Annotated in this window: 21 protein-coding genes, 1 tRNA gene and 3 pseudogenes; 11 read left to right on the top strand and 14 right to left on the bottom strand. The window is 64.9% G+C overall.

Going from position 1 to position 26,748, the window contains the following annotated elements:
- The first annotated feature begins 210 nt into the window (after nt 1–210).
- The 3 genes and pseudogenes from addB (at nt 211) to trxA (ending at nt 7,248) form a co-directional block, all read left to right on the top strand.
- Nucleotides 211–3,355: pseudogene (addB, locus tag ACTGJ9_RS05130) on the top strand (double-strand break repair protein AddB).
- Complete coding sequence (gene addA / locus ACTGJ9_RS05135) at nt 3,349–6,858, top strand: double-strand break repair helicase AddA (RefSeq protein WP_456676193.1); 3,510 nt, start codon at nt 3,349–3,351, stop codon at nt 6,856–6,858. The pseudogene addB and the gene addA overlap by 7 nt, the downstream one beginning before the upstream one ends.
- 69 nt (nt 6,859–6,927) lie before the next feature.
- Nucleotides 6,928–7,248, top strand: a complete 321-nt coding sequence (gene trxA, locus ACTGJ9_RS05140) for a thioredoxin (RefSeq protein ID WP_007598398.1) — start codon at nt 6,928–6,930, stop codon at nt 7,246–7,248.
- 70 nt (nt 7,249–7,318) lie between these two features.
- Here trxA and ACTGJ9_RS05145 read toward each other — a convergent pair whose 3' ends face one another.
- Complete coding sequence (locus ACTGJ9_RS05145; protein WP_456676194.1) at nt 7,319–7,747, bottom strand: SRPBCC family protein; 429 nt, start codon at nt 7,745–7,747, stop codon at nt 7,319–7,321.
- A 180-nt stretch (nt 7,748–7,927) separates the two neighbouring features.
- On the opposite strand from ACTGJ9_RS05145, the pseudogene ACTGJ9_RS05150 reads away from it, so the two are divergent.
- Nucleotides 7,928–8,940, top strand: a pseudogene (locus ACTGJ9_RS05150) (ATP-dependent DNA ligase).
- 44 nt (nt 8,941–8,984) lie between these two features.
- Here the strand turns inward: ACTGJ9_RS05150 and ACTGJ9_RS05155 are convergent.
- The 4 genes from ACTGJ9_RS05155 to trpA form a co-directional block, all read right to left on the bottom strand.
- Nucleotides 8,985–9,725 carry a metallophosphoesterase family protein gene (locus tag ACTGJ9_RS05155; protein WP_456676195.1) on the bottom strand — a complete coding sequence of 247 codons (741 nt, stop codon included), beginning with the start codon at nt 9,723–9,725 and terminating at the stop codon, nt 8,985–8,987.
- A 137-nt stretch (nt 9,726–9,862) separates the two neighbouring features.
- Nucleotides 9,863–11,206: a bifunctional folylpolyglutamate synthase/dihydrofolate synthase gene (locus ACTGJ9_RS05160; protein ID WP_456676196.1), complete on the bottom strand. Its 1,344-nt coding sequence runs from the start codon at nt 11,204–11,206 to the stop codon at nt 9,863–9,865.
- Nucleotides 11,203–12,144, bottom strand: a complete 942-nt coding sequence (gene accD / locus ACTGJ9_RS05165) for an acetyl-CoA carboxylase, carboxyltransferase subunit beta (protein ID WP_456676197.1) — start codon at nt 12,142–12,144, stop codon at nt 11,203–11,205. Before accD ends, ACTGJ9_RS05160 begins: the two co-directional genes overlap by 4 nt.
- Before the next feature lie 110 nt (nt 12,145–12,254).
- The gene (trpA, locus tag ACTGJ9_RS05170) at nt 12,255–13,091 is read right to left on the bottom strand and encodes a tryptophan synthase subunit alpha (RefSeq protein WP_456676198.1); all 837 of its coding nucleotides are present in this window, start codon (nt 13,089–13,091) and stop codon (nt 12,255–12,257) included.
- Nucleotides 13,092–13,161: 70 nt separating this feature from the next.
- Here trpA and ACTGJ9_RS05175 point away from each other — a divergent pair, with 70 nt between their 5' ends.
- Nucleotides 13,162–13,506 carry an endonuclease domain-containing protein gene (locus ACTGJ9_RS05175; protein WP_456676199.1) on the top strand — a complete coding sequence of 115 codons (345 nt, stop codon included), beginning with the start codon at nt 13,162–13,164 and terminating at the stop codon, nt 13,504–13,506.
- 79 nt (nt 13,507–13,585) lie between these two features.
- Here the strand turns inward: ACTGJ9_RS05175 and trpB are convergent, their stop codons facing one another.
- The 8 genes from trpB to aroA form a co-directional block, all read right to left on the bottom strand.
- Complete coding sequence (gene trpB, locus ACTGJ9_RS05180) at nt 13,586–14,803, bottom strand: tryptophan synthase subunit beta (RefSeq protein ID WP_456676200.1); 1,218 nt, start codon at nt 14,801–14,803, stop codon at nt 13,586–13,588.
- Entirely contained in the window at nt 14,800–15,459 is a 660-nt protein-coding gene (locus ACTGJ9_RS05185) for a phosphoribosylanthranilate isomerase (RefSeq protein WP_456676201.1), read from the bottom strand. Before ACTGJ9_RS05185 ends, trpB begins: the two co-directional genes overlap by 4 nt.
- A 65-nt stretch (nt 15,460–15,524) precedes the next feature.
- Complete coding sequence (locus ACTGJ9_RS05190; RefSeq protein ID WP_456676202.1) at nt 15,525–15,917, bottom strand: lipopolysaccharide assembly protein LapA domain-containing protein; 393 nt, start codon at nt 15,915–15,917, stop codon at nt 15,525–15,527.
- 71 nt (nt 15,918–15,988) lie between these two features.
- Nucleotides 15,989–16,294 carry an integration host factor subunit beta gene (locus tag ACTGJ9_RS05195; RefSeq protein WP_007598410.1) on the bottom strand — a complete coding sequence of 102 codons (306 nt, stop codon included), beginning with the start codon at nt 16,292–16,294 and terminating at the stop codon, nt 15,989–15,991.
- Nucleotides 16,295–16,476: 182 nt separating this feature from the next.
- Nucleotides 16,477–17,457: a signal peptide peptidase SppA gene (sppA, locus tag ACTGJ9_RS05200; RefSeq protein ID WP_456676203.1), complete on the bottom strand. Its 981-nt coding sequence runs from the start codon at nt 17,455–17,457 to the stop codon at nt 16,477–16,479.
- Nucleotides 17,458–17,703: 246 nt separating this feature from the next.
- Nucleotides 17,704–19,410, bottom strand: a complete 1,707-nt coding sequence (rpsA, locus tag ACTGJ9_RS05205) for a 30S ribosomal protein S1 (protein WP_456676204.1) — start codon at nt 19,408–19,410, stop codon at nt 17,704–17,706.
- A gap of 264 nt (nt 19,411–19,674) precedes the next feature.
- Entirely contained in the window at nt 19,675–20,313 is a 639-nt protein-coding gene (gene cmk / locus ACTGJ9_RS05210; protein ID WP_456676205.1) for a (d)CMP kinase, read from the bottom strand.
- On the bottom strand, nt 20,310–21,647 hold the full coding sequence (gene aroA / locus ACTGJ9_RS05215; RefSeq protein ID WP_456676206.1) for a 3-phosphoshikimate 1-carboxyvinyltransferase: 1,338 nt from the start codon (nt 21,645–21,647) through the stop codon (nt 20,310–20,312). Before aroA ends, cmk begins: the two co-directional genes overlap by 4 nt.
- Nucleotides 21,648–21,806: 159 nt before the next feature.
- Here aroA and ACTGJ9_RS05220 point away from each other — a divergent pair, with 159 nt between their 5' ends.
- From ACTGJ9_RS05220 to ACTGJ9_RS05230, 3 genes and pseudogenes are all read left to right on the top strand, one after another.
- Nucleotides 21,807–22,217: a TIGR02300 family protein gene (locus ACTGJ9_RS05220; RefSeq protein ID WP_456676207.1), complete on the top strand. Its 411-nt coding sequence runs from the start codon at nt 21,807–21,809 to the stop codon at nt 22,215–22,217.
- A gap of 90 nt (nt 22,218–22,307) precedes the next feature.
- Nucleotides 22,308–22,383 (top strand) — tRNA-Ala (locus ACTGJ9_RS05225).
- 136 nt (nt 22,384–22,519) lie between these two features.
- Nucleotides 22,520–22,754 (top strand): annotated as a pseudogene (locus ACTGJ9_RS05230) (GIY-YIG nuclease family protein).
- A gap of 7 nt (nt 22,755–22,761) precedes the next feature.
- Here the strand turns inward: ACTGJ9_RS05230 and ACTGJ9_RS05235 are convergent.
- On the bottom strand, nt 22,762–23,220 hold the full coding sequence (locus ACTGJ9_RS05235) for a MarR family winged helix-turn-helix transcriptional regulator (protein ID WP_456676208.1): 459 nt from the start codon (nt 23,218–23,220) through the stop codon (nt 22,762–22,764).
- 156 nt (nt 23,221–23,376) lie between these two features.
- Between ACTGJ9_RS05235 and ACTGJ9_RS05240 the strand changes: the two genes are divergently transcribed.
- From ACTGJ9_RS05240 to ugpB, 3 genes are all read left to right on the top strand, one after another.
- Entirely contained in the window at nt 23,377–23,802 is a 426-nt protein-coding gene (locus tag ACTGJ9_RS05240) for an organic hydroperoxide resistance protein (RefSeq protein ID WP_456676209.1), read from the top strand.
- A gap of 174 nt (nt 23,803–23,976) precedes the next feature.
- On the top strand, nt 23,977–25,179 hold the full coding sequence (locus ACTGJ9_RS05245) for a CaiB/BaiF CoA transferase family protein (RefSeq protein ID WP_456676210.1): 1,203 nt from the start codon (nt 23,977–23,979) through the stop codon (nt 25,177–25,179).
- A 231-nt stretch (nt 25,180–25,410) separates the two neighbouring features.
- The gene (ugpB, locus tag ACTGJ9_RS05250; protein ID WP_456676211.1) at nt 25,411–26,727 is read left to right on the top strand and encodes a sn-glycerol-3-phosphate ABC transporter substrate-binding protein UgpB; all 1,317 of its coding nucleotides are present in this window, start codon (nt 25,411–25,413) and stop codon (nt 26,725–26,727) included.
- The last annotated feature ends 21 nt before the right edge of the window (nt 26,728–26,748 follow it).

Consider the following 26,748-nt stretch of genomic DNA (forward strand, 5'->3'; position numbering starts at 1 on the left):
CCCAAACACGGTGCCGTAGGTGGGCAAAGCGAAGCGTGCCCACCGCTTAAGCTGAGAATTCGGTGAGAGACGTCGTGGGCGCGGCGCTAACGCCCTTTTCCCCTACGAAACCGTCCCAGCGCCGCGAACAGCGGGGACGATTTCGCCCCGGCCCATATCCATTTGAGTCCGCCCCCTATATTGGCGCCTGATTCCCGAATCAGGCAGCCCATGCGCGTTTTCAGCGTTCCCCTCTCAGTTCCGTTCTTGCGCACGATCGTATCGAGCCTGCTCGACGGCCGGCTGGTCGAAGGGTTCGAGGCGCGCAGGGAACCGGCGCGGCTGGCGGACGCCACGCTCTATCTGCCGACGCGGCGCGCCATGCGCGTCGTCCGCGAGATCTTCCTCGACGAGATGGCGGCGAACGCCGTGGTGCTGCCGCGCATCGTCGCGCTCGGCGACATCGACGAGGACGAACTGGCCTTCGCCGACGAAGGCGAGCAGTTTTCCGGCGCAACGCCGCTCGACATTCCACCGCGGCTCGGCGAGCTGGAACGGCGGCTGACGCTGGCGCAACTCGTTGCTGCCTGGGCCAAGGGTCCGGTGCTGGCGCCGCTGGTGGTCGGCGGTCCCGCTTCGACGCTGGCGCTGGCCGGCGACCTCGCCCGCCTGATCGACGACATGGTGACGCGCGGCGTCGACTGGAGCGCACTCGATGGGCTGGTGCCGGACCAGCTCGATCGCTACTGGCAGCACTCGCTCGAATTCCTGCGCATCGCCCGCATCGCCTGGCCCGGCCATCTCGCCGAGATCAACCGGATCGAGCCGGCGGCGCGGCGCGATCTCCTGATCGCGGCCGAAGCCAAACGGCTGACCGCGCATCCCCATGGGCCCGTGATCGCAGCGGGCTCGACCGGATCGATGCCGGCCACGGCGAAATTCCTGCATGCGGTTGCATCGCTGCCGCATGGCGCGGTGGTGCTGCCGGGCCTCGACACCGATCTCGACGAGGACGCCTGGCGCAGCATCGGCGGCGTGCGAGATTCCCTCGGCAAGTTCGCGGAGCATCCGGCCTCGAACCATCCGCAATATGCCATGCACGCGCTGCTGGATCGTTTCCGCATCAAGCGCAGCGATGTCGAGATCCTTCAGCCGCCGGCCGAAGGCGGCCGCGATCTGCTGGCCTCCGAATCGATGCGCCCCTCGGCCAAGACGGAAGTCTGGCACGACCGGCTGAAGCAACCGGATGTCGCAGCAAAGATCGCCGGCGGCATGAAAGATCTCGCGGTGGTCGAAGCTCCCAATCCGGAAATGGAGGCGCTCGCCATCGCGATCGCCATGCGCGAGGCGCGGCATCTCGACAAATCGGCGGCCCTGGTGACGCCCGATCGCGCGCTGGCGCGGCGCGTGATGGCCGCGCTAACCCGATGGGATCTCGCCTTTGACGATTCCGGCGGCGACGTGCTGATGGAAACCTCCGCTGGCGTGTTTGCGCGCCTTGTGGCTGAGGCGGCAACCAAGGGATTGGAGCCGCCGACGCTGCTCGCGATGCTGAAACATCCGCTGTGCCGGCTCGGCCGGCTGCCTGGCGCATGGAAGACGGCGATCGAGGCGTTGGAGCTCGCGATATTGCGCGGCACGCGCCCGCCCGCAGGCACGGGCGGCCTTCTGCGTGAGTTCAATCGCTTTCGCGACGAGCTGGCAAAGCTGTGGCGCAGCGAGGCCTCCGCGCTGCACAAGGCCGAACCGCGCGCGCGTCTCAAGGCCGAGGATCTCGACCGCATCCAGGCGCTGATCGACGCCTTGCAAAAGCCTTGGCGCCGATCGAGAGCCTGGCGTCATCGAAGCCGTTTGACTTCGCCGAGCTTGGGCATCGGCATCGCGAGATCATGATCGAGCTGTCGCGCGACGAGCAGGGCGTTCCACTCGCTTTCGAGGGGCGTGAAGGCCTCGCGCTCGCCAGCGCCTTCGACGACCTGCTGCGCGGCGGCACGACCAGCGGATTGATGGTGCCACTGTCCGACTATGCCGAGGTCTTCCAGACTGCGTTCGGCGATCGCGCGGTGCGGCGGCGGATAAGCCGGGCGCGGGCTTGCAGATCTACGGTCCGCTGGAATCGCGCCTGATGCAGGCCGACCGCATCATCATCGGCGGGTTGATCGAAGGCGTCTGGCCGCCGGCGCCGCGCATCGATCCCTGGCTCAGCCGGCCGATGCGACACGAGCTCGGTCTCGATCTGCCGGAGCGCCGGATCGGCCTCTCGGCGCACGACTTTGCGCAACTGCTCGGCGGCGGCGAGGTGATCCTCACCCATTCCGCCAAGGCCGGCGGCGCGCCGGCGGTGGCCTCGCGCTTCCTGCACCGGTTAGAGGCGGTCGCAGGCGACGAACTCTGGAGTGCCGCTGTTCGCGCCGGCCAGAAATACGTGCAGTTCGCAGGCGCGCTGGACCAGCCCGCCGAGGTCAAGCCGGTCAAGCAGCCGGGGCCACGGCCGCCGCGCGCGACGCGACCGCTGACGATGTCGGTCACCGAAATCGAAGACTGGCTGCGCGATCCCTACACAATTTACGCCAAACGCATCCTGAAGCTCGCTGCGCTCGATCCCGTTGATATGCCGCTGTCGGCCGCCGACCGCGGCTCGGCGATCCACGATGCGCTCGGTGAATTCACCGAAACGTTCGCCGCGCATCTGCCCGACGATCCCGCCCGTGTGCTGCGCGCGATCGGCGAAAAACATTTTGCGCCGCTGATGGAGCGGCCCGAGGCACGGGCGCTGTGGTGGCCGCGCTTCCAGCGCATCGCGCGCTGGTTCGGCGAATGGGAGACGGCGCGCCGCGATTCGATCGAAGCCATCACCGCGGAGACCCGCGGCGAGATCTCGATCAGGCTCGACAACGAACGCAGCTTCCGCCTCTCCGCGCGCGCCGACCGCATCGAGCGCCGTCGGGGCGGCGGGTACGCGATTCTCGACTACAAGACCGGACAGCCGCCGACAGGCAAACAGGTCCGCATGGGCCTGTCGCCGCAGCTCACATTGGAAGCCGCGATCCTGCGCGAAGGCGGTTTCGCGGATATCGACGCCGGCGCGTCGGTGAGCCAACTCGTCTATGTCCGCCTGAGCGGCAACAATCCGCCGGGCGAGGAGCGCATTCTCGAGCTCAAGTACAAGCCAGGCGACGAGCCGCAGCCACCGGATATCGCGGCGGCGGAAGCGCGGGCCAAGCTGGAGACGCTGATCCGCGCCTTCGACGACGACAAGCAGCCCTACACCTCGCTGAACCTGCCGATGTGGTCCAACCGCTACGGCGCCTATGACGATCTCGCCCGGATCAAGGAATGGTCCGCGGCCGGCGGCCTGGGGATCGAAGAATGGTGAAGGCTCCCCGCCCCATCCCGGATGAAGTGCGCGCGCGACAGGCGCGTGCCTCCGATCCGACCGCCTCCGCCTTCGTGTCGGCCAATGCCGGGTCGGGCAAGACGCATGTGCTGGTGCAGCGCGTGATCCGCCTGCTGCTGTCGGGCGTGCCGCCGGAAAAGATCCTCTGCATCACCTTCACCAAGGCCGCTGCCGCCAACATGGCCGAGCGCGTGTTCACCACGTTGGGTCACTGGGTGACGCTTGACGACACCGGGCTCGATGCGGCGATCCGCGCGGTCGGAATCCCGCATCCCAATGCAAAGCTGCGCCGCGAGGCGCGAAAACTATTCGCCTGCGCACTGGAGACGCCTGGTGGACTGAAAGTGCAGACCATCCACGCGCTGTGCACGCGCCTGCTGCAGCAGTTCCCGTTCGAGGCCAATGTGCCGGCGCGCTTCGCCGTGATCGACGAGCGCGACCAGACCGACATGATGGAGCGCGCCAATCTGAAGGTGCTGCTGGAAGCCGCGCGTGATCCGGAAAGCGTTACCGGCCGAGCCCTTCTGACCGCGATGGCGAGCGCCGCCGATGTCACCTTCAAGGAGGTCGTGCGCGAGGCCTGTCTCAGCCGCGACCATTTCATGGCCTGGACCGATGAAGCCGGCGACGCCACGGCAGCGGCTGAACAGATGGCCGCCGTCCTCGGCGTCAACGCAAGCGACCGTATTGAAGACGTCGAGACGGAGATTCTCGATGGCCCGTTCCTGCCGCGCTCGCGCTGGGACGACATCGCCTTTGCACTGGAAGACGGCAGCAAGTCCGACAACGACCAGGCCAGCCGGCTGCGCGAGGCCAAAGTGTTCTCCGGTGCGGCACAGGTCGATGCCTATCTCGGCGTCTTTCTCACCGATGAAAAGCTGCCGCGCAAGGCGGTGCTGACCAAGAAGTTTTGCGATCACAACCCATCCGTCGCCCGCCTGTTCGAAAACGAAGCGCAGCGAGTCACTGGACTGGTCGAGAAGCGCCGTGCGGTGACGGTGCGTGATCGCACCGCGGCCCTGCTGCATATCGCGACGGCCGCCGCTGCGAACTACCGCCGCGAGAAGCAGGAACGCGGGCTGCTCGATTACGACGATCTCATCGACAAGACGCTGGCGCTGCTGAACCGCATCTCCTCCGGATGGGTCCATTACAAGCTCGACCGGGGCGTCGATCATGTGCTGATCGACGAGGCCCAGGACACCAGCCCGCGGCAGTGGGACATCGTCGCGCACATCATCTCGGAGTTCACTGCCGGCGAAGGCGCGCGCGAGGGGCTGAACCGCACGGTCTTCGCCGTCGGCGACGAGAAGCAGTCGATCTTCTCGTTCCAGGGCGCGGCGCCGCACGAATTCGACGCGCGGCGGCGCGAGCTGGACCGCAAGTTCACCGCCGCCGGGCTGAAATTCGATCCGGTCGCCTTCACCTATTCGTTCCGCTCGGGCGCCGCGATCCTGCATTCGGTCGACCACGTCTTCCGCGATCCGCAGATCTACAAGAGCATTCATTCGGTCGAGATCGGCCATCCCCTGCACAATGCGCTCGCCGACGCCGGCCCGAGCGTGATCGAGCTGTGGGATCTTGCCGAGGCCGATGACCGGCAGGACATCGAGGGCTGGCGCGCGCCGTTCGACGGCGTTGCCGTCACCAGTCCCGAGGTCAAGCTTGCCCGCCGCATTCAGACCGAGATCAAGCGGCTGGTCGAGAGCGGCACGCTGACGGGACATGAGGGCGAGCGGCGGCCGCTGCGTTACGGCGACATGCTGATCCTGGTGCGCCGGCGCGGCAACGCGTTCGACGCGGTGATCCAGGCGCTGAAGCACGCCAACGTTCCCGTCGCCGGTGCCGACCGGCTGAAACTGACCGAGCACATCGCGATCATCGATCTGATGAACCTCGCCGATGCGCTGCTGCTGCCGCAGGACGATCTCGCGCTTGCGGTGGCGCTGAAGAGCCCGCTGTTCGGTCTCGACGACGACGACCTGTTTCAGCTTGCCCATAACCGCAAGGGATCGCTGCGCCGCGCGCTCGGCGAGCATGCCGCTGGAAGCGACAAGTTCGCAACCGTGCTGCGGCGCCTCGAAGCCTGCGAGATCCGGGCGCGCGACGAGACGCCGTTCGCGTTCTATGCCTGGCTGCTCGGCGGCGACGGCAGCCGCGCGCGAATCCTGCGCCGGCTTGGTCATGAGGCCAACGACGCGCTCGACGAATTTCTGGAGCTGGCGCTGAACTGCGAGCGCAAGGCACCGGCCTCGCTGCAGGGTTTCATGGCTTGGCTGCGCTCGGCCGACACCGAGGTGAAGCGCGACATGGAAATCACCCGCGACGAGGTGCGGGTGATGACGGTGCATGGCGCCAAGGGTCTCGAGGCTTCGGTCGTGTTCATGGTCGACACCACCTCGTCGCCCGCGGACTCGCAGCGGATGCGGCTGATCCACGTGCCGCGCGGCAATGGCGGCGAGGTCGTGGTCTGGGCCGGGCGCAAGGCGGACGATCCCAAGCCCGTGGCCGACGCGCGCAAGGCGATGCTGGAAGAGACCGAGGACGAATATCGCCGTCTGCTCTATGTCGCGATGACGCGCGCGGCCGATCGGCTGATCGTCGGCGGCTGCCTGCCCGGCAACATGAGAGCCGTCCGCAAGCTGAGCTGGTACGACCTTATCGACAGCGGGCTCGCCGGCTCCGGCCTGGACAAGCAGACGATCGAAACGCCGCTCGGCAAGGCGACCCGATCTGCGCGCCCCGAGGATGTCCCAGCGCTGGGCACGCCGGCGACAAGCATGGACCAGACCATCATCTTGCCGGACTGGTTGCGGACGCCTGCGCCGCGTGAGAGCGTCGACGAGGATCCGGTGCGTCCCTCCGGGCAGTCGGTCGAGGAAGGTCGCGTGGTTCGGACTGGCGAATCAGTCCAGTCGCGCGCACTGGCGCTGCAGCGCGGCACGCTGGTGCATCGGCTGCTGCAGTCCTTGCCCGACATTGCCACGAAGCGCCGGCGCGAGGCCGCGCTCGGCTTCATGACCCGCAATGCCGGCGACTGGGCCGAGGCCGATCGCGTCACACTGGTCGACAAGGTGCTCGCCTTGATCGCCGAACCGCGCTTTGCGCCGGTGTTTGCCGAGGGCAGCCGGGCGGAGGTCGCCATTGTCGGGAAACTCGACCGGCCGGGCCGCCCGCCGGCGCTGGTGTCGGGGCAGATCGACCGGCTGGTCGTTCGTCCAGACGAGGTTTTGATCGTCGATTTCAAGACCAGCCAGACCGCCCCCAAGAGCGCCGCGGAAGCCCTCGCCGCCTATGTCCGCCAGCTTGCGCTGTATCGGGCGGTGCTGGCGCGGCTTTATCCCCAAAAGCCGATCCGCGCCGTCCTGCTCTGGACCGAGGCCCTTGAATATATGGAGATTTCAGCCCCCGCGCTGGACGCGGCGCTGGCATCCCTTCATGTCGGCGTGAGCGTCCTTGACCCGGCAAGGAGCCGTTCATAGGTTGACGCCATGATCCCGGGCGCGATTCCACGTCGCGCCGATTCTCTTTCAACCGAGTGAGGTACTCCCATGGCCGTTGGCAAGGTTTCCGATACCGACTTCGAAGCCGAAGTGCTCAAGGCGAACGGTCCTGTGGTCGTCGACTTCTGGGCGGAATGGTGCGGCCCCTGCCGCATGATCGCACCCGCGCTTGACGAGATCGCCGGTGCGATGGGCGACAAGGTCAAGATCGTGAAGCTCAACGTTGACGAGAGCCCGAAGACCGCGTCGAAGTACGGCGTGATGTCGATCCCGACCCTGATGATCTTCAAGGGTGGCGAGATGGCCTCCCGTCAGGTCGGCGCGGCGCCGAAGGCGAAGCTCCAGCAGTGGATCACCTCCGCGGTCTGATCCACCTCGCGGCACGATGATTTCGAAAATGGCCGGCGCTTCGCCGGCCGTTATCTTTTGCCGGCCGCAATCATGCCGATCTCGCTTCGACGAGTTTGGCGAGACTGGCGAGAACATCGGGAAAGTCCGACGCGACAGCCGGACCGATCTCGGACGCCTGCGGCCCTCTTGCGTCGACCGCATAGACGACGCGCGTGCGCGCCGATCCAAGGGGCTCGATGCGATGGGCGACCCTGACGACGAGATCGCCGACCCGCGTTTCGTCGATGAAGCATGCGTTCTCGCGCACCTCGATCAGTCGCGAGCGTAGCGCCTGCTCGCCGGGGGGCGTCATCGTGAACCAGGTGCCGGCCGCAAAGGGCCCATCGATGTCGATCTGCTCGATGCCTGCATTCCAGGTTTTCCAGCCCGGAACATCGCGAAAGATGCTCCAGATCGTCTCTGCGGTTGCAGACGTCTCGATCGCGTATTCGCTCCGCCAGGTGTCTTCGTCGCTCATGACGCGCCTAACATTTGCTATGTGACTCATAATACGTGCGCATAATAATAAATTGTCACGGCTTCCGGGAGGAGCAAACGCACGCGCGTGGTGTTGGAAGGGTATGTTCTGGGTCAAAGAGCGTTCGCAGTGGCCTCTCCCCGTCGAAAAAACCATCGAAACGCTGCCATGCTGACCGCCATGGAGGCGCGCTCCGTCGATGCCATACCGCGCGGCAAGGAGTGGCAGTACGAGCCGAAATGGGATGGTTTTCGCTGCCTGCTGTCGCGCGACGGCAGCAGAATTGATCTGCGCTCGAAATCCGGCGAGGACCTCGCCCGGTATTTCCCTGAAATCGTCGCCGCTGCGCAGAAGCTGCGGGCGGATGGGTTCACGCTCGACGGCGAGATCGTCGTACCGCTGGGCAAAGGTTTTTCCTTCGACGCGCTGCTGCAACGGATCCATCCCGCCGCAAGCCGCGTCAACAAACTCTCCGAGACGACGCCCGCGCTCTATCTTGTCTTCGATCTGCTCGCGACAGCAAGGAGAAGCATCTCGCCAATGAGCCGCTTGGCAAGCGACGGCCGGCGCTGGAAGCATTTGCGAAGGCCAATCTGAAGGAAAGCACGTTCCGTCTCTCACCGACGACGATGAGCTACGCCACTGCAAAAAAATGGTTGGCGCAGTCGGGCGGCGGGTCGGACGGCGTCATCGCCAAGCGCCTCGATCTGCCCTATCAGGCAGGAAATCGCGACGGCATGCAGAAGATCAAGAAATTCCGCAGCGCCGATTGCGTGGTCGGCGGCTTTCGCTATGCGACCAACAAGATCTCGGGGCGGAAAGTCGTCGGCTCACTGCTGCTCGGGCTTTATGACGAGAAAGGCCTGCTGCACCATGTCGGCTTCACCTCGGCGATCAAGGCCGCGGAGAAGCCCGCTCTGACCGACAGGCTGGAGCCACTCATCGGCGAGCCCGGCTTCACCGGCAATGCACCGGGCGGACCGAGCCGCTGGTCCACCGATCGCTCGGCGAAATGGTGTCCGCTCAAGCCAGAGCTCGTGATCGAGGTCTGCTACGACCATTTCAGCGGTGAGCGCTTTCGCCACGGCACCTCGATCCTGCGCTGGCGGCCCGACAAGGCGCCGCGGCAATGCAGCTTCGAGCAGTTGAAGCAGAAGGTCGCCGATCCGATGAAGCTGCTGAAGCAGAGCTAGCCTCGCCCGGATCGAGCGCAGCGAATCCCGGGCTACGAAAATGTCTATGCGATCCAACCTGTCGCCAGCGCGTTCGCGAGTTCCGGCTGATCGTTGCTTCGGGCGAGCGCGGCCATCGCTTCATGGTCGTAGGCGACGTTGCGGAACGTCACCTGCCAGGCAGCGTCAACGCGTTCGAGGACCGCATAGCGCGCGTGCGGCGTGCCGGCTTCGACAAGATGCGGAAACGGTTGCACGTCGCGATAGCCGGGGCTGCCGACGCTGCCGGGATTGACGATCAGGCGCCCGTCGCGAAGCCGCACGGCTCGGGCAAGATGGGTGTGGGCGCAGAGGATCAGCGACTGCGTGATGTCCTGCGCGAATTGCTCGATCCGGTCGAGCGGCGATAGCGCGACCGTTCCGTCGGGATGCACGGTGTCGAGCCAGTAGACTTCGTCATCCGCGGGCGTCGCGTGACAGAGGAAGACCTGGTCACGGAGCACGCGCGTCGTCGGTTGCGTGCGCAGCCAGTCGAGCTGGGCGGCATCGAGTGCAGCGTGGGCGGGGCGATCCCACGAGCCCATCTCCTCCGGGAGACGATCGAGCAGATAGCGGTCGTGATTGCCGAGCACGTGCACGGCATCGAGCTTCATCAGGATCTCGATGGTACGCCGCGCATCGAGCGGACCGCTCAGCATGTCGCCGAGATTGACGATCTCGGTGACGCCTTGCGCACCGATGTCGGCAAGCACCGCCTCAAGCGCGAGATAATTTCCGTGGACGTCGGCAATCGCGGCAAAACGCATTGGGATTCTCTCTCTTGCTCCGGACGCAGCGCGGCACGTAGTGATGCGCTGCAGAGCCGGGGCCCATGTGGCGGCATTCTGGGTCCCGGCTCTGCGGAGCAGCGTTGCACGCTGCACCGCGTCCGGGACACGAGAGCTTATGCAGGAGGCGTGCCGTTCAGGGCGAGCACGTGGCCGGCGAGATAGAGCGAGCCAGTGATCAGGATGCGCGGCGGCACCTCGTAAGCGAGCTTCGACAGAGCCCGCAACGCGGCCTCGATGCCGGGGGCGATCTCGACGCGCATGCCGAGGCTGCGAACCGCGTCCGCAAGACGGTCGACCGGCATCGCGTTCTCGGTGTCCGGTATCGGCACCGCGATGATGTGACGGGTGAGGCCGGCGAAATTGGCGAGAAACGCTTTCGCATCCTTGTTCGCCATCATGCCCGCGATAACGACCAGCGGACGCGACACCCGCTCCTCGAGATCACCGAGCGCGGCGGCTGCGACGCGACCGCCTTCGGCATTATGTCCGCCGTCGAGCCAGATCTCGCTGCCGTGCGGTCCCCAGGAGAGCAACTCGCCCGAGGTGAGACGCTGCATCCGCGCCGGCCATTCCGCACCGAGGATGCCGGCCTCGAACGCCGCCTGGTTGACCCCAAAAGTCTGGATCGCCCGCAGCGTCGCGATCGCGAGGCCGGCGTTGTCGAACTGATGGCGGCCGAACAGGCGCGGTGCGGCGAGATCCATCAGACCGTGCTCGTCGGAATAGACCAGACGCCCATGCTCGACATTGACGTGCCAGCTTTCGTTGGCAGCAAACAGCGGCGCGCGCATGTGCCTGGCCTGAGCCTCGATCACCGCCATCGCGTCGGGCGCCTGCTCGGCGCAAATCACGGGCACGCCGCGCTTGATGATCGCGGCCTTTTCGCCGGCGATCGACGCCAGCGAGTCGCCGAGAAACTCCATGTGGTCCATGCTGACAGGCGTGATCACGCAGGCCGCCGGCGTATCGACCACATTGGTCGAGTCGAGCCGGCCACCGAGGCCGACTTCGAGCACCACCGCGTCGGCCGGATTCTGCGCGAACAGGTGGAATGCGGCGGCAGTCTTCAGCTCGAACACGGTCGCAGGCTCGCCGGCATTGACGCGCTCAACCTCTTCCAGCGCCGCGCGCAACTCGTCGTCGGAAACGAGCACGCCACCGCCGACATGGCCGAGACGAAAACATTCGTTGATGCGGACGAGATAGGGCGATGTGTAGGCGTGGACGCGCAGGCCGGCCGCCTCCAGCGTCGCGCGCAGATAGGCCACTGTCGAGCCTTTGCCGTTGGTGCCGGCGACATGGATCACCGGCGGCAGCTTGCGTTCGGGATGGCCGAGCCGATCGAGCAGGCGATGCATCCGCTCGAGCCCGAGATCGATGCGCTTCTGGTGCAGAGCCGACAGGCGCCCGATCAATGCATCGAGCGGCGGCTTTGCGCTGTCAGAGGACGCGTTCACGCGTGGGGCGCAGCCAGCGTCGTCTCGGCGGCCGATACGATCTGTGTCGGGCTGACGACCGGCTGCACCGATTTCGACGCGCTCACCTGCGCCGGCGCCCTGGTCAACAGCCGGCAGAGCCGCGCCAAGGTCGGACGCAGCTCGTGGCGATGCACGACCATGTCGACCATGCCGTGCTCTTTCAGATATTCGGCGCGCTGGAAGCCCTCGGGCAGCTTCTCGCGGATGGTCTGCTCGATGACGCGCGCGCCGGCAAAGCCGATCAGCGCGCCGGGTTCGGCGATCTGTACGTCACCGAGCATCGCATAGGATGCGGTGACGCCGCCGGTGGTCGGGTTGGTCAACACCACGATATAGGGCTGTTTCGCCTCGCGCAGCATCTGCACGCCGACCGTGGTGCGCGGCATCTGCATCAGCGACAAGATGCCTTCCTGCATGCGCGCGCCGCCGGACGCGGCGAACACGATGAACGGCGACTTCTTCTCGACCGCGAGCTCAAGCCCGCGCACGAGGGCTTCACCCGCAGCCATGCCGAGCGAGCCACCCATGAAATCGAAATCCTGCACGGCGATGACGACACCGGCGCCCTCGAGCTTGCCGTAGCCGACCTTGACCGCGTCGTTCAGATTTGTGCGCGCGCGCGCATCCTTGATGCGGTCGACGTATTTCTTCTCGTCGCGAAACTTGAGCGGATCGGGCGTGACATCGGGCAAGGCGACGTCGAACCAGGTCTCGTTGTCGAAGATCGATTTCAGACGCGCCACCGCGCCCATGCGCATGTGATAGTTCGAACTGGGAATGACGAACTGGTTAGCCTCGACGTCCTTGTAGAACACGAGCTGTCCGGAATCCGGGCACTTGATCCACAGATTCTCCGGCGTTTCCCGCCGCAGCATGTTGCGAATCTTCGGCCGGACCACATTGGTAAGCCAGTTCATGGTTTGCTCCGATGTGCGAACCCGCAGGGGATCGCCTGAAGGACTATATGGCGGCCGGGCCCCTGCCCGGCAAGCCGCCGTGTCGCCCGCTTTGGCAGCGGAATTATGGCCTATTCGGCCGCCTGTTTCGCGCCCTTGACGCCCTCGGCCAGCGCCGCGGTCAGCTCAGCCACGGCATTAACGGTTTTGGCGGTTGCGCGCCCCTCGGCGTCGAGGCTGTTCTTGAGCGCATCGATCAGCGCGGTGCCGACCACGGCACCATCGGCATGCGAGGCAATGGCGCGGGCGTTCTCCGGCGTGCGGATGCCGAAGCCGACGCAGACCGGCAGTTGGGTGTGGCGCTTGATGCGGGCAACCGCCCCGCTCACGGCGGTCGCGTCCGCCGCAGCCGCCCCGGTAATGCCGGTGATGGCGACGTAGTAGACAAAGCCCGAGGTGTTGGCGAGGACGGCCGGCAGGCGCTTGTCGTCGGTCGTCGGCGTAGCCAGGCGAATGAAGTTGAGGCCGGCCTTCATCGCGGGCAGGCAGAGTTCGTCGTCCTCTTCCGGCGGCAAATCGACGATGATCAGGCCATCGATGCCGGCGGCCTTCGCATCGACCAGGAACTTGTCGACGCCGTAGATGTAGATCGGATTGTAATAGCCCATCAGCACGATCGGCGTGGCGTTGTCGTGCTTGCGGAAGTCGCGCACGAGATCGAGCGTCTTCTTCAGCGTCATGCCGACCTTGAGCGCGCGCAACCCAGCGGCCTGGATCGACGGGCCGTCGGCCATCGGATCGGTGAAGGGCATGCCGAGCTCGATCACGTCGGCGCCGGACTTCGGCAGCGCCTTGATGATCTCGAGCGACGCCGCCGGATCGGGATCGCCGGCCATCACGAAAGTGACGAAGGCCGAGCGGCCGGCTTTCTTGAGCTCGGCAAAACGAGTGTCGATACGCGTGGTCATGATTTCGCGGCCGCTGTGCTATACCTCTCCCCTCCGGGAGAGGTCGGCTGCGTAGCAGCCGGGTGAGGGGATGGAGAGGTTCAAGTCGAGAGCACGAAGGCTCCGCGAGGCGCAGACGAGTGCCGAAGCAAAGCTTTGGCAGGCGCTGCGCAACAGGCAGCTCGCCCGTTGGAAGTTTCGCCGCCAGCACCCCGTCGACCGGTACGTCGTCGACTTCGTCACGCTGGACGGAAAACTCATCATCGAGGTGGACGGGGTCACGCATTCCAGCCCGTCCGAGATCGAGCACGATGAAGCCAGGACCAAGGTGCTTGAGGCCTGCGGTTTCCTCGTCCTGCGCGTCTCGAACACTGACGTGTACGAAAATCTTGAGGGCGTCCTCGAGCTCATCGCAACATCGCTGAGGTTCCAGTGAGCGGACAGACCCCTCACCCGGCTGCTTCGCAGCCGACCTCTCCCCGACGGGGAGAGGTGAAGAGAGTGCGACACTCGCCTCACTTGGTCTTGCCCTTCAGGATGTCGCCGACCTGGGGGACGTCCTTGTCGCCGCGGCCGGAGAGATTGACGACCATCAGGTGGTCTTTCGGCCGTTTCGGCGCGAGCTCCATCACCTTGGCGATGGCGTGCGCGGGCTCGAGGGCGGGAATGATGCCTTCGAGCTTCGAGAGCAGCTGGAACGCGGCGAGCGCCTCGTCATCGGTCGCGGAGAGATAATTGACGCGGCCAATCTCGTGCAGCCAGGAATGCTCCGGGCCGATACCGGGATAGTCGAGGCCGGCCGAGATCGAATGCGCGTCCTGGATCTGGCCGTCGGCATCCATCAAGAGGTACGTGCGGTTGCCGTGCAGCACGCCGGGACGGCCGCCCGCGATCGACGCCGCATGCAATTGCGTGAGCCCATGGCCGGCGGCTTCGACACCGAAGATTTCGACGGAGGGATCGTTGAGGAACGGATGGAACAGCCCCATCGCGTTCGAGCCGCCGCCGATGCAGGCGACGAGAGAGTCCGGCAGCCGGCCTTCGACCTCCTGCATCTGCGTCTTGGTCTCGTTGCCGATGATCGACTGGAAGTCGCGCACCAGCGTCGGATAGGGATGCGGACCCGCGACTGTTCCGATGCAGTAGAACGTGTTGTGCACGTTGGTGACCCAGTCGCGCAGCGCCTCGTTCATGGCGTCCTTCAGCGTGCGCGTGCCCGACTGCACCGGGATCACCGTTGCGCCCAGCATCTCCATGCGGATGACGTTGGGCTGCTGCCGCTCGACGTCGACGGCGCCCATATAGACCACGCATTCGAGGCCGAAGCGCGCGCACAGCGTCGCGGTGGCGACACCGTGCTGGCCGGCGCCGGTCTCGGCGATGATGCGCTTCTTGCCCATGCGCCGCGCCAGCATGATCTGGCCGAGCACGTTGTTCACCTTGTGCGAACCGGTGTGGTTGAGCTCTTCGCGCTTCAGGTAAATCTTGGCGCCGCCGAGATGCTCGGTGAGACGCTCGGCGAAATAGAGCGGCGAGGGCCGGCCGACATAGTTCTTGAGATAGCCGTTCATCTCGGTCTGGAAGGCCGGATCGGCCTTGGCCGCGGTGTAGGCCTTTTCCAGATCGAGGATCAGCGGCATCAAGGTTTCGGCAACGAAGCGTCCGCCGAAAATGCCGAAATGGCCGCGCTCGTCGGGTCCGCTGCGGTAGGAATTTGGTTTGGCAATGTTCATCGAACGCTCAACTGTTGCGTGGCGCGCGCGGCGCGAATGAAGGCCTTGATCAGCTCGGGGTCCTTGATGCCTGGCGCGCTCTCGACGCCCGAGGACACGTCGGCGCCACCGGCGCCGGTGACGCGGAGGGCTTCCGCGACGTTGCCGGCGTGAAGCCCACCCGAGACCATGTAAGGCAATCTGAGATCGAGATTTTTCAGCAGGTGCCAATCGAACGGTGCACCAAGCCCGCCAGGGCGGGTCGCATCCTTTGGCGCGCGTGCGTCGAACAGGATGCGGTCGGCGACCGCAGCGCAGCCGGGCAACACGGCGAGATCGGCTGACGTTGCGACCGGCAGCGCCTTCATCACCGGGCGGCCGAACCTCTGCTTGATGTCGCGCAGCCGCGCGACGCTCTCCTGGCCGTGGAGCTGCAATATGTCGGGCGACAGCGCATCCATGATGTTGTCGAACGTGGCGTCGTCGGCATCGACCGTGAGCGCCACCTTGAGCGCTCGCCGCTTCACCTGGCGGCCGAGTTCGCGGCCGAGCTCCAGCGACACATGCCGCGGCGACGGCGGAAAGAACACGAACCCCACCATGTCGGCGCCCGCTTCGAGCGCCGTTTCGAGCGTCTCGCGCGTGGACAGGCCGCAGATTTTGACGAGCAGGGACATGATCTCAAAGCAAATGGAGGCCGCAAGCGGCGGCCGGGAAACGGGCTTTTCAGTCGGGGCCGCTTCTACAACGTCGCGCGCTGCTTGTCTCGCCCGATGGCCCCGTAAAGGCCCACTCCGGATGGCGCCGGGAGGTGCCGGGGCTCGGGCTTGGCCGGGGCCGTCTGGGCCCGCAGATCGGCCAGCTCGCCCCGGGCGGCCCGTGCGTCCGCCTCATGCCGGCGCGCGGCGCGTCGCCAGTGCCGCTGGCCGAGCCAGACCGCACAGCCGCCGGCGATGACGCCCAAAGCAGCGACCAGGATCAGCAGCAGGAACAGCGGCAGCGTGACGGACAGGGCCGGATCGGCCGCCATAAAGGGATCGAAAGAGACAGCGACGAAATGCCGATTGGCGACCGCAAAGGTCACCAGGATCAGGGCCAGCGGAATCACGATCAGCGCGGTCAGGAACTTTCGCATCGCGAGCGCTCGTCTTGAATCAAGCTTGCTGCCGCATCATGCGGCCGTTCGGTTAAGTCCGGACGACAGACTTAATCCGGCGCGCCGGGATCCGGATGATCGCGGTTCAGCCGCTCGCGCATTTCCTTGCCGGTCTTGAAGAACGGAACGCTCTTCTGATCAACGGGGACATGGGCGCCGGTACGCGGATTGCGGCCAGCGCGCGCAGGCCGGTGCTTCACCGAGAAAGCGCCGAAGCCGCGCAGCTCGACGCGGTCGCCGCGCGCGAGTGCCGCTACGATCTCCTCGAGAATCGCATTCACAATGTTCTCGACATCCCGCTGGTACAGATGCGGGTTGTGCTCGGCGATACGCTGAACAAGTTCGGATTTGATCATCGAGAGATAGGACCCGGAAGCGTGCGGATGACCATTTCCGTGAAAATGCCTAGATCTGTCAAGACGCTAAATGAAGCCTGAGCGTCGTGAAAATGCGTGACAAATGCCGAAAAAGCGGGCTGCACGACTACCCGCCAGACGCGAAAAGGTTCGGAAGCTCGCGTTGTTCCGCTTATTCCCGGTCAATTCGACGCGGCCGGCTGCCACAGCGCCAGCATTCCATCCAACCCGACGCGATCAACCGCCTGCACGAGGCCGGTTTGCGCGATTTGGTGCGCAATCGAGCCGAATCCAAGCGCTTCCAGCGTGACGGCGGCTGCCGTCCTGAGGAACGTCAGGTCGCCGAAGCGCGGCTCGAGCTTGTAGTCGCGCACGCTGAGACCCTTCCTGACGCCCTTCTGCTCCTCGAGCCAGGCCACGGCGGTTTTCTCGTCGCCGAGCTGATCGATCAGCTTGAGATCGATCGCCTGGCGGCCGGTGAAGACGCGGCCATCGACGACTTTTTCGAGCTGCGTGTCATCCATGCCACGGCGCTGCTTCACCAGACCCTTGAACCAGGCATAGGAATCCTTCACCAGCGCATCCAGCGCGGCCCGGGCCTCGGGGCTGGTCGGCTCAAAACCGTTGGGCGCGGCCTTTAGCGGCGTGGACTTCACTTCCTCGACCTTGACGCCGATGGTCTTCAGGAGCTCCGAGACGTTGGGAAACTGGAACAGCACGCCGATCGAGCCGACCAGCGAGCTCTGCTGGGCGATGATGTGGTCACTCGCGATCGCCGTGATGTAACCACCCGACGCCGCGAGGCCCTCGACCACGACGACCAGCGGCTTCTTCGCCTTCAGCCGAGTTAGCGAGTCATATAGCTGCTCGGAACCGGCGGTGGTGCCGCCCGGCGAGTTGATGTGAACGATCACGGCCGCAGCCTGCGAATTCTCCAACCGCTCCAGCGCCCGGGTGCGCTCGGAATCGCTGCGGATCAGGCCCTCGATCTGCACACGCGCGATTGAGCCTGCGGAGGCGAAGCTGCCGCGCGCGCCGGGTGTTGCAATCAGTGCAAAGCCCGCGATCGCAGCGATCGCGATCAGCGCGGCCATCACGCGCCAGAACGTCAGCTTGCGGCGGATCCTGCGGCGATCGACGATGATGTCCGAATCGAGCGACATCGGAATATCTCCAAATGTAGGGCCGCCGGCGTTGTGCCGTCACAACGTGACCAATGGCTTGTCTGGATACATCAATTGCGGCGCAATTTGAAGAAAACAAGGCTCGTCCTGCCGGGAGCCCTCGTCATCCCGGACGAGCGCAGCGAAGCGGAGCGCCGATCCGGGATGACAGCGGAGTATTGAGCCGCAGCAAAAAAGCCCCGGCTCGCGCCGGGGCTTTGATGCTTGCGAAAGGAAGCGTTTCGCTTACTTGCTGTCGCGGTTCTTGAGCGCGGTGCCGAGAATGTCGCCGAGCGTCGCACCCGAATCCGAGGAGCCGTACTGCGCGATGGCTTCCTTCTCTTCGGCGACTTCGAGCGCCTTGATCGACACCTGGACCTTGCGGGCCTTCTTGTCGAACTGGATCACGCGGGCATCGACCTTCTCGCCGACGGCGAAGCGTTCGGCACGCTGGTCGTTGCGATCACGCGCGAGCTCCGAGCGCTTGACGAAGGTGGTGAAGTCGGTACCGGCGATCTTCACCTCGATGCCGCTTTCCTTCACTTCGAGCACTTCGCAGGTCACGACCGCGCCCTTCTTGACATCACCCGGCTCGGCGAAGGGGTCGCCTTCGAGCTGCTTGATGCCGAGCGAGATACGCTCCTTCTCGACGTCCACATCGAGCACCACGGCTTTCACCACGTCGCCCTTCTTGTAGTTGTCGATCACCTGCTCGCCCGGAAGCTTCCAGTCGAGGTCGGAGAGATGGACCATGCCGTCGACGTCGCCTTCGAGACCCAGGAACAGGCCGAACTCGGTCTTGTTCTTGACCTCGCCCTCGACGGTCGAACCGGTCGGATGACCTTCGACGAAGACCTCCCACGGGTTGCGCATGGTCTGCTTGAGACCCAGCGAGATGCGGCGCTTGACGGAATCGACTTCCAGCACCTGCACGTCGACTTCCTGCGAGGTCGACACGATCTTGCCGGGGTGCATGTTCTTCTTGGTCCACGACATCTCGGAGACGTGGATCAGGCCTTCGATGCCCGGCTCGAGCTCGACGAACGCGCCGTAGTCGGTGATGTTGGTGACACGGCCGGTGAAGCGGGCACCCAACGGATACTTGGCTTCGATGCCCTGCCACGGATCGTCCAGCAGCTGCTTCATGCCCAGCGAGATGCGGTGCGTCTCGTGGTTGATCTTGATGATCTTGACCTTCACGGTCTGGCCGATCGAGAGCACCTCGGTCGGGTGGTTCACGCGGCGCCACGCGATATCGGTGACGTGCAGCAGGCCGTCGATGCCGCCGAGATCAACGAACGCACCGTAATCGGTGATGTTCTTGACGACGCCGTCGATGACCTGACCCTCTTCGAGGTTCTGCACCAGCTCCTGACGCTGCTCGGCGCGGGTCTCTTCCAGAACCGTGCGGCGGGAGACGACGATGTTGCCACGACGGCGGTCCATCTTGAGGATCTGGAACGGCTGCGCGTTGTTCATCAGCGGCGCAACGTCGCGGATCGGACGAATGTCGACCTGCGAGCGCGGCAGGAAGGCAACGGCGCCGTCGAGGTCGACCGTGAAGCCGCCCTTGACCTGGTTGAAGATGACACCGGTGACCTTTTCGTTGTTCTGGAACGCCTTCTCCAGCTTGCCCCAGCTCTCTTCGCGACGCGCCTTGTCGCGCGACAGCACGGCCTCGCCGAGGGCGTTTTCGATGCGATCGAGGAACACTTCCACCTCGTCGCCAACCTTGATCTCGCTGTCACGGCCGGGGCCGGAAAATTCGCGCAGCGCAACGCGGCCCTCGGTCTTCAGGCCGACGTCGATGACGGCCATGTCCTTTTCAATTGCAACCACCTTGCCCTTGACGACGGAGCTCTCCTGCAGGTTGCCACCTGCAAAGGACTCATCGAGCATCGCGGCGAAATCGTCACGCGAGGGGCTATAGGTATCAGCGGAAGTCGAAGCCATTTGTTCTCCAGTTGCGGATGTCTTGCCGGCCGTTGGGTTTTTGGGCGTATCGGGCGTGCAGTGTCGGAAGGTCCACAAAACCTTCGGGCGACCGCTCGCCGCTCCGGCCCGAAGCCGAAACAGCGGAAGCGGGCCGGCGGGGCCCGCACGTGCGATACGTGAAATCTTTTGTCCGGAGCCCGGATCACGTCGGCCCCAAACAGGGACCGAGAGTATCGACCTCAAAGAGCGGGAGCGGGCGCTTCCTCCAATGACGGCTGCGGCTTAACCCCGCGACCGGCCCGCTCGGACGGCCTCGATAATGTCGATGGCGGCCCGGACGCCGCCTTCTATATCCAGTTGGGAGTTATCTAGCAAGTAAGCATCCGCGGCCGGCTTTAAAGGCGCAATTGGCCTGTTCTTGTCCCGTTCGTCGCGCTGGATGATGTCGGCGAGCACCGCCGCCTCATCCGCCTCCTCGCCGCGCGCCCTCGCCTCCATGGTGCGGCGGCGGGCGCGGACTTTTGGGTCAGCGACGACGAAAATCTTCACATCGGCATCGGGGCAGATCACGGTTCCAATGTCCCGGCCATCCAGCACCGCGCCGGGCGGACCGGCGGCGAATTGCCGCTGGAAATTGAGCAGGACCTCGCGAACCCTGGGGATCGCCGAAACGATCGAGGCGCCCTCGCCGGCCGTCTGGGTCTTGAGGGCTGGATTGCCGAACTTTTCGGGATCGAGTTCCAGCGCGGCCTGCACTGCCGCGGCCTCGTCCCGGAGATCATGGCCGGACTGCATCAGGGCGTAGGCCACCGCGCGATAGATCACGCCGGTATCGAGGTGGCGATAGCCGTAATGATGGGCGAGGCGCTTGCCGAGCGTGCCCTTGCCCGAGGCCGCGGGTCCATCGATGGCGATGATCATGAAAACTCGGCCCCCAGCGACCGCATCATCGGAATGAAGTCCGGGAAACTGGTGGCGATGAAGGCGGTGTCGTCGACCGTCACCGGCTGGTCGGACGCGCAGCCCATCACCAGCGCGGACATTGCGATGCGATGGTCCATATGCGTGGCGACAGTGCCGCCGCCGGGGACGTGGCCGCGGCCCTCGACGATCAGATCGTCGCCGGAGACAGTGACCTTCACGCCGTTGACGCGGAGCATGTCCGCGGTGGCCTCGAGCCGATCGGATTCCTTGACGCGCAGCTCCTGCAGGCCGCGCATGATGGTCGTGCCTTCGGCGAACGAAGCCGCGACCGCCAGCACCAGATATTCGTCGATCATCGAGGGCGCGCGCTCGGGCGGCACTTCGACGCCGCGCAGTTTTGACGCGCGCACGCGCAACTGCGCCATCGGCTCGCCGGCGTCATCGCGCATATCGCTTTCCTCGATGGAAGCGCCCATTTCACGGAGCGTCGTGAAAAGGCCGGTGCGCAGCGGATTGGTCATCACGTCGGAAAGAACGACATCGGAGCCTTCGACGATCAGCGCTGCTACGACCGGAAAGGCCGCTGAGGACGGATCCGCGGGCACGATGACGGTCGCGCCATGCAGCTCGGGTTGGCCGACCAGCGTGATGCGACGGCCGTGAGCACCTTCGGCCGCCGAGCTGATGTCGGCGCCAAAATGCTTCAGCATCAGCTCGGTATGGTCGCGGCTGGCCTCGCTCTCGATCACGGTCGTGATGCCCGGCGCAGACAGGCCCGCCAGCAGCACCGCCGATTTGATCTGAGCCGATGCGACCGGGGTCTTGTAGGTGATCGGCAGTGGATCGCGCGCGCCCTGGAGGGTCAGCGGCAGCCGGCCACCTTCGGCGGCGGAAACAACCCTGGCGCCCATCTTTTCCAGCGGATCGAGAATCCGGCGCATCGGGCGGCTCCGCAGCGAGGCATCGCCGTCAAAAATCGCCGAGATCGGGCAGCCGGCGACCGCGCCCATGACCAGCCGGCAGCCGGTGCCGGAGTTGCCGAAATCCAGCGCGGCCTTGGGCTGGGCAAAGCCTCCGACGCCCACGCCCTGCACTTTCCACGCGAAATCGCCAGTGCGTTCGACCTTGGCGCCGAGCGCCTGCATAGATCTGGCGGTGTTGAGGACGTCTACGCCCTCAAGGAGGCCCGTAATCCGGGTCTCGCCGACAGCCAGCGCGCCCAGGATGAGGGCGCGGTGGGAGATCGACTTGTCCCCGGGCACCCGTACTTTTCCGGTCAGGGCACCGCTTGCGCGCGACTTGAGCGGCGTCGGCTTGTCGGAATGGGTCAAGATTGTGTCCTTGAATGCGTCCGAAGAGGCTGCGGGCACCTACCACATGGTCTCTCCGCCGTCACGGGCATGTCTTTCTCTCGTAATGCGCTATTGACAGCGGGCCGCCAACTAGCCAAGTGAAACACCGCTTTTCAGACATTCCAGGATTCCTCTGCCGTGGCCAAGTCCGAACTCGGAACCAAACGTATTTGCCCGACTACGGGCAAGAAGTTCTACGACCTCAACAAGAATCCGGTGATCTCGCCCTATACCGGCGAGGTTGTGCCGATCGCACCCGTGGCGCCGGCACGTGTGCCGCGTGGCGCCGAAGCCCGCCACGCTGCAGCAGCCGCGGACACCACGCCGGAGCCGGCCGAGGTCGAAGAGGTCTCGCTCGAGGAGGCCGATGCCGAGGAGAACACCGGCAAGGTCAAGGCCGTCGTTCCCGAATCCGAGGACGATATCGAGGTCGACGAGACTCTCGACGACGATGATGACGATGATTCGACCTTCATTGCCGACGAAGAAGAGGGCGATGAGGACGTGACCGACATCATTGGTGATGTCGGAGGTGATGAAGAGACTTGAGATCAGCCCTGATCTGTGAAAAAGGGTGCACCGCGCGAGTCACCAGGCTCGCCGGTCGGGAGTGATCCACAGGATCGTCCCAGGACTTAAGGGGCCATAGCTCAGCTGGGAGAGCGCTTGCATGGCATGCAAGAGGTCGGCGGTTCGATCCCGCCTGGCTCCACCACGCTTCGCCCTTCGGGCTACGCGTGGCGCAGCCGCGCGGACCTCGAAGGGCGAAGCGTGGTGTCCGGCGAAGCCCGGAGGGCGAAGACGGACCCGGTGAGACTCCCACCTAACGACTGCCCGGACGCGAGCCATCGATGTGGTACGTCTACATCATCCGCAGCATCGAATTCCCCGACCAGGAATACATTGGCGCCACGGAGGATCTGAAGCGACGGATGCCCGAGCATAATGCGGGCAAATCCGCTCATACAGCCAAATTCAAACCGTGGAAGCTGGTTTGGTACTGCGCCTTCCTGACAAGCTAAAGGCCTTGGCCTTCGAGAAATATCACACTCCGGCCGGGCCTTTTCGAAAAAGCGGCTCTGCTAGCGACCCCCTACTCCCCGATCACCGCATTCAGCCGATCGCGCAGTGCGACGATCTCGTCCTTCATCGCGATCAGCTCCGGCACCGAGCAGTCCGACGCAGCCAGGATCGACTGCGGGACGCTGCGCGCCTTGTCCTTCAGCGCGTGCCCCTGCGGCGTCAGCGCGATCAGGACCTGACGCTCGTCCTCGCTGGAGCGCGTGCGGTTAACGAGGTGCGCGGCTTCGAGCCGCTTGAGGAGCGGCGTCAGCGTGCCTGAATCGAGAAACAATTTTTCGCCGATGTCCTTCACCGGCACGTCGTCGCGCTCCCACAGCACCAGCATCACCAGATATTGCGGATAGGTCAGGCCGAGCCGGTCGAGCAGCGGCTTGTAGACGCGGTTGAAGGCATGCGCGGCTGAATAGACGGCGAAGCAGATCTGGTTGTCGAGGCGTTGCGGATCCAGAGTCGATAATTTCCGGGCCATAGAGAATCTCACGTGATTGACCGGCATTGTGGGACCGGGCGGGCCGACATTCAATTGCGAACAATTAAATGTGAGGCATGCAAATTTCAATTTCGCGCAATCTAATTGTTTGCGACACAGGATGCACCCTAACCCGAAGACCCCGAGGAGACCAAAATGTCCGTGAACGTCCTCTACAAAACCAGCGCAAAAGCCACCGGCGGCCGTGACGGCCATGCCGCGACCCTCGACGGCACGTTCGACGTCAAGCTCACCACGCCGAAGGAGCTCGGCGGCGGCGGCGGCGCCGGCAACAATCCCGAGCAGCTGTTTGCGGCCGGCTATGCCGCCTGCTTCATCGGCGCGATGAAGTTCGTGTCCTCGCAGGGCGGCCCGAAGGTCCCCGCCGACGCCTCCGTGACCTCGACCGTCGGCATCGGCCCGCGCTCGGCCGGCGGCTTCGGGCTCGATATCGATCTGGCCGTCTCGCTGCCGGGGCTGTCCCGCGCCGACGCCGAGGCGCTGGTCGAGAAGGCGCACCAGGTGTGCCCGTACTCCAACGCGACGCGCGGCAATGTCGACGTCCGCCTGACGGTCGTCTGATCTGACGGTGGATTGGCTGGCCCCGGATCCCCCTCGGGCCGGCCGCTTCCGTCCGATTTGCCGCGCCGCGGGATTGGGCGGCGAGCGCATACGCCCACATGCGGCAAGCCATTGCTGGCTTGGACGAACCTCGCTAGGCCTGTGGTCAAACGCCTACACAGGGGAAGCGAAGGCATGACTGAAGCCGTTTTGGGCGCAATGAGCGGACTGCGCGTCGTCGATCTCACGCGCGTGCTCGGCGGTCCCTATTGCACCCAGATCCTCGCCGACCATGGCGCCGACGTGATCAAGGTCGAGCCGCCGGCAGGCGATGAGGTGCGCGACTGGGGCCCTCCCTTCCACGAGGACGACGCGGCCTATTTCGTCGGCATCAACCGCAACAAGCGCTCGATCGGCCTCGACCTCGCCTCCGAGGGCGGCCGCGCCGTGCTGCTCAAGATGCTGGAGACGGCCGACGTCCTGATCGAGAATTTTAAGCCGGGCACGCTGGAGAAATGGGGCATCGGCAACGATGTGCTCAGCCAGAAATATCCGCGTCTGGTGCATTGCCGGATCTGCGGCTTCGGCGCCGATGGCCCGCGCGGCGGCGATCCCGGTTATGACGCCATCATCCAGGCCATGACCGGCATGATCGCGGCGACCGGATCGCCGGAGAGCGGGCCGATGCGGATCGGCGTGCCGCTGGTCGACATCACCACCGGTCTTTATGCAGCGATCGGCATCCTGATGGCGCTGTCGGAGCGGCAGCGCTCGGGCAAGGGCCAGTTTCTGGAGACGACGCTGTACGAGACCGGCCTCGCCATCATGCATCCGCACACCGCGAATTATTTCATGCATGGCAAGCCGCCCGGCCTCACCGGCAATGAGCATCCGAATCTCGTGCCCTACGCGATCTTCCCGACCAGGACCGACAACATCTTCATCGGCGTCGGCAATGACGGCACCTTCCGCAAGCTCGCCAAGGAGATCGGCAAGCCCGAGCTCGGCAGCGATCCGCGCTTTGCCCGCAACAAGGACCGCATCGCCAATCGCGATGCGCTGCGCGCCGAGCTTGCCGCGGTGTTCAGCCAGCACGAGGCCGAGCCGCTGTGCAATCGCCTGCTGGCCGCGGGCTTGCCCGCGGGTCCCGTGCAGAAGATCGATCAGGCCTTGACGAATCCGCACACGATCGCGCGCGGCGATGTCATCGCGAAGGACTGGTACAAGGGCGTGGCCTCGCCGATCCGGCTCGATCGCAGCAAGCCGAGCCTGCGCCGCCTGCCGCCGAAGTTCAGCCAGCATTCCCAGGAGGTGCTGGGCGAGTTCGGCTACTCAAAGGCGGAGATCGAGGCGATGGTCGACAGCGGCGTGGTCTGCGGGCCAGAGCGCAAGCGCTAGGGCCCTCGCTTCTTCCCCCAAGCAAATGCCGCAGTGCGGCACCGGCACGCATGTGCACTGCGAACGGAGGAGGCTGCCCGAGCGCGCGTCTTCGCCTATTTGACGACTTCCCTTTTGGCAGCGCTTGCTGCTTTCGTTTCGGCCGCTTACACAGTCATGTGAACGTCATAAGGCGCTGCTAGCGCAAGCGCATCTTTTTGACGGCCAAGGACGGCCAAGGGAGGTTACTTGATGGCTCTTCGACATTTTGGGGCGGCTGCCGCTGTTGCAATCGCGGTTGGCATGACGGCTTCGCCGGCACTGGCCGTGACTGAAATCCAGTGGTGGCATGCGATGACGGGCGCGAACAACGACGTCATCGTCAAGCTCGCCAACGACTTCAATGCGTCACAGAGCGACTACAAGGTCATCCCGACCTACAAGGGCAGCTATCCCGACACCATGAACGCCGGCATCGCCGCGTTCCGCGCCGGCAACGCCCCGCACATCATGCAGGTGTTCGAAGTCGGCACCGCGACCATGATGGCCGCGACCGGTGCCGTGAAGCCCGTCTACAAGCTGATGGCCGATGCCGGCGAGAAGTTCGATCCGAAGAACTATCTGTCCGCAATCACGGGCTACTATTCGACCTCGAAGGGCGAGATGCTGTCCTTCCCATTCAACTCGTCGTCGACCGTGATGTGGGTCAATCTCGACGAGCTGAAGAAGGTCAACGCCGGGATCCCGAAGACCTGGCCCGAAGTGTTCGAGGTCGCCAAGAAGCTGCACGACAACGGCCACCCGACCTGCGGCTTCTCCAACTCCTGGGTCACTTGGGTCAATCTCGAGCAGCTCTCCGCCTGGCACAACGTGCCGCTCGCCAGCAAGGCCAACGGCCTCGACGGCTTCGACACCAAGCTCGAGTTCAACGCACCGCTGCAGGAAAGGCATCTCGAGAAGCTGGTCGAGCTGCAGAAGGACAAGACCTACGACTACGCCGGCCGCACCAACCAGGGCGAAGGCCGCTTCACCTCGGGTGAATGCGCGATCTATCTCACCTCGTCGGCCTTCTTCGGCAACGTCAAGGCGCAGGCCAAGTTCAACTTCACGGCGGCGCCGATGCCGTATTATCCTGACGTCAAGGGTGCGCCGCAGAACTCGATCATCGGCGGCGCTTCGCTCTGGGTCATGGGCGGCAAGTCGGCCGACGAATACAAGGGCGTCGCCAAGTTCCTGACCTTCCTCTCGGACACCGACCGTCAGGTCTACATCCACAAGGCCTCGGGCTATCTGCCGATCACCAAGGCGGCCTACGCAAAGGCGAAGGAAGAGGGCTTCTACAAGGATCAGCCCTATCTCGAGACCCCGCTGCTCGAGCTGACCAACAAGGAGCCGACCGAGAACTCGCGCGGCCTGCGCCTTGGCAACATGGTTCAGCTGCGTGACGTCTGGGCGGAAGAGATCGAACAGGCGCTGGCCGGCAAGAAGACCGCCAAGCAGGCGCTCGATGCCTCCGTCGAGCGCGGCAACACGATGCTGCGTCAGTTCGAAAAGACCGCCGTAAAATAAAGCGAAGGCGCCGGCGGTCCG

The sequence above is a fragment of the Bradyrhizobium sp. RDM12 genome (assembly GCF_051917485.1).
Classification (GTDB): domain Bacteria; phylum Pseudomonadota; class Alphaproteobacteria; order Rhizobiales; family Xanthobacteraceae; genus Bradyrhizobium.